Source organism: Pseudomonas agronomica (assembly GCF_025917275.1).
GTDB lineage: Bacteria > Pseudomonadota > Gammaproteobacteria > Pseudomonadales > Pseudomonadaceae > Aquipseudomonas > Aquipseudomonas agronomica.
Genome location: NZ_JAOSHO010000564.1, coordinates 1 through 2981 on the forward strand (window position 1 = coordinate 1; position 2981 = coordinate 2981).

Genomic DNA, 2981 nt, shown 5'->3' on the forward strand with positions numbered 1-2981 from the left:
GCCCGCGCCTACGGCAAGCGCCTGCGGCAAATGCGCGCCGACGCCCTGGCCAAGCTGACCCAGGCACCGAACGCCGAGCTGCGAGTCGCCACGGTCCATGCCGCCTATGACTACCTGCTGCGCGAATTCGGCCTGGAAGTGACCGCCGTGGTCGAGCCGGCCCATGGCATCGAGCCGAGCCCCAGCCAGTTGAAAAAGACCATCGACCAACTGCGCGAGCTGGACGTGAAGGTGATTTTTTCGGAGATGGATTTCCCTTCAACCTACGTCGACACCATCCAGCGTGAGTCGGGCGTAAAGCTGTATCCGCTTTCACACATTTCCTACGGTGAATACAGCGCCGAGAAATACGAAAAAGAGATGACCGGCAACCTCGACACCGTGGTCCGCGCGATCCAGGAGTCCGGCGCATGACCGTACAGGAAACCCTTATCCAGCAACCGGCCGGTCCGTTGATCGAGTTCGCCGACATCAGCCTTGAGCTGGGGCGCACCACGATTCTCGACAACGTGGGCTTCCAGGTGCAACCCGGCAGCGTCCATGCCTTGGTCGGCCCCAATGGCGGCGGCAAGAGTTCGCTGATCAAGACCTTGCTCGGACAAATGCCGCACCAGGGACGCCTGAGCTTGCAATGGCCAGGTGAGCCCGGCGTCATCGGCTACGTTCCTCAGGCACTGGAATTCGATCGGGGCCTGCCCATGACGGTGGACGATTTCATGGCGGCGATGTGTCAGCGACGGCCAGCCTTTCTCGGCTTGAGCAGACATTACGCGGGGGCCATCGGCCGGGCCCTGGAGCGGGTCGGCATGCACGACAAGCGCAAGCGACGCATGGGCGCGCTGTCTGGCGGTGAGCGCCAGCGGGTATTGCTCGCCCAAGGCTTGATTCCCTCGCCACAACTGCTGGTGCTGGACGAACCGATGTCAGCCCTCGACGAGGCCGGCATCCAGGTGTTTGAACGGTTGCTGCAGGACTGGCGCCAGGCCGGGATCACCGTGCTGTGGATCGAACACGACCTGGAAGCCGTCGGACGCCTCGCCGACCGGGTCACCGGCCTGAATCGCCGGGTACTGTTCGACGGCCCGCCACGCCAGACCCTGACGCCGGAGCGACTGCTGACGCTGTTTTCCACCCATCCACGCACGAACGGGAGCGCGGCCTGATGAGTTATGAAGCCTTTCGCTTGATGGTCCAGGGCTGGGCGTCGGCCGGCTATCTGCCTGAAGCGCTGGCCTACGGTTTTGTGGTCAATGCGTTGCTGGCCGGGCTGTTGATCGGCCCGGTGCTGGGTGGCCTCGGCACGCTGGTGGTGGTCAAGCGCTTCGCGTTTTTCTCCGAAGCCGTGGGCCATGCGGCGCTGACCGGCGTGGCCATCGGTATCCTGCTCGGCGAACCCTACACCGGGCCATACGGCAGCCTGTTCGGCTACTGCCTGCTGTTCGGCATCCTGCTCAATTACCTGCGCAACCGCACCGGCCTCGCGCCGGACACCCTGATCGGCGTCTTCCTGTCGGTGTCCCTGGCCTTGGGCGCGAGCCTGCTGTTGATCCTGGCAGGCAAGATCAACGTGCACATCCTGGAGAACGTGCTGTTCGGCTCGGTGCTGACGGTGAACGGCAACGACCTGCTGGTACTCGCAGTGGTCGGCTCGTTGGTGATGGCGCTGGCGTTGCCGCTGTACAACCGCATCATGCTCGCCAGCTTCAATCCGCAACTGGCGGCGGTGCGCGGGGTGGCGGTCAAGACGCTGGACTACCTGTTCGTGGTCCTGGTGACGTTGATCACCGTGGCGGCGGTGAAAGTCATCGGCGCCATCCTGGTGGGGGCATTGCTGGTGATTCCGGCGGCGGCGGCGCGCCTGCTCAGCCAATCGTTGAAAGGCTTTTTCTGGTGCTCGGTGCTGATCGCCACTGTCAGTACCTTGTGCGGGATCCTCGCGCCGATTGTGTTCGACCTGCCGATCCCGTCCGGTGCCGCGATCATTCTGGTAGCCGGCATCGCCTTCGCCCTGAGCGCCATCGCCCGTGGCGTCGTCCCCAGCCTCAAAGGGAATCTTGGATAAATGGTTTTTTCATTGCGACAACTGACCCTGGCCGTCGCGTTGTGCGGCGTGGCCGTCACTTCATCATTCGCTGCTGAAAAGGTCCGCCTGCTGGCGTCGTTGCCGGTCACCTACGGATTGGGCGAGGCCTTGCTCAAGGGGACCGAGGTCAGCCTGGAGCGAGCGGCGCCCGCCAATCTGCCCGGCACCCGCCAGAGCGCCTACTTCAGTGGTCGTGGCGCGCCGGCCCTGGGCAAACTGGCCAGCGACGCCGACGCCGTGATCGGCCTGCGCTCGTTATGGCCGGACGACCCGCTGTATCCCATGGCTCGACGCAGCAATATCCGCATCGTCGAAGTCGACGCCGCGCGCCCGGTGGACGGTGCCCTGCCCGGCATCGCCGTGCAACCGGGCATGGCGGATGGGTTAGCGAGCCAGCCGTGGATGGCCAGCCATAACCTGGGGCGCATGGCCGACGTGATCGCCGCCGACCTGGTGCGCCTGGCCCCGGCGGACAAAGCGAAAATCGACGCCAACCTGGCGGCCATCAAGCAGCGCCTGCTCAAGCTCAGCGCCGACAGCGAAAAACGCCTCGCCGGCGCTGACAACCTGAGCGTAGTCAGCCTGAGCGAGCATTTCGGTTATTTGATCAGCGGGCTCAACCTGGACGCCATCAGCACCGATACGCGGCCCGATGCCGAATGGACAGCCGAAACCCTCAAGCAGTTGAGTGCGACGTTGAAAGACAATGACGTGGCGCTGGTGCTGCACCACCGCCAGCCCTCGGACGCGCTGGAGGCAGCGATTACCGAGGGCGGTAGTCGGCTGCTGGTATTGAGCACCGATGGCGCCGATCCGGTGGCGGAGCTGGAAAGTAACGTGGCACTGGTCGTCACCGCACTGACGGGAGGCTAACAACAGTCCCCCTGTGGGAGCGAGC

At 64.4% G+C, this 2981-nt stretch carries 4 protein-coding genes; all 4 read left to right on the forward strand.

Translation table 11 applies throughout. The annotated features are described in order from the left end of the window. The coding region (locus OC610_RS24490; RefSeq protein WP_264431536.1) for a metal ABC transporter solute-binding protein, Zn/Mn family at positions 1-414 on the forward strand (414 nt) is incomplete at its 5' end. Continuing rightward, positions 411-1163 carry a metal ABC transporter ATP-binding protein gene (locus OC610_RS24495; protein WP_264431538.1) on the forward strand — a complete coding sequence of 251 codons (753 nt, stop codon included), beginning with the start codon at positions 411-413 and terminating at the stop codon, positions 1161-1163. The genes OC610_RS24490 and OC610_RS24495, both read left to right, overlap by 4 nt. Beyond that, positions 1163-2062 carry a metal ABC transporter permease gene (locus OC610_RS24500; protein ID WP_014339414.1) on the forward strand — a complete coding sequence of 300 codons (900 nt, stop codon included), beginning with the start codon at positions 1163-1165 and terminating at the stop codon, positions 2060-2062. Before OC610_RS24495 ends, OC610_RS24500 begins: the two co-directional genes overlap by 1 nt. Next, positions 2063-2956: a metal ABC transporter substrate-binding protein gene (locus OC610_RS24505; protein ID WP_264431539.1), complete on the forward strand. Its 894-nt coding sequence runs from the start codon at positions 2063-2065 to the stop codon at positions 2954-2956. Positions 2957-2981 lie beyond the last annotated feature (25 nt).

Bases quoted from the DNA above. Each gene is read 5' to 3' on its own strand.
- OC610_RS24505 (WP_264431539.1), top strand. From the start codon at position 2,063: ATGGTTTTTTCATTGCGACAACTGACCCTGGCCGTCGCGTTGTGCGGC.
- OC610_RS24500 (WP_014339414.1), top strand. From the start codon at position 1,163: ATGAGTTATGAAGCCTTTCGCTTGATGGTCCAGGGCTGGGCGTCGGCC.
- OC610_RS24495 (WP_264431538.1), top strand. From the start codon at position 411: ATGACCGTACAGGAAACCCTTATCCAGCAACCGGCCGGTCCGTTGATC.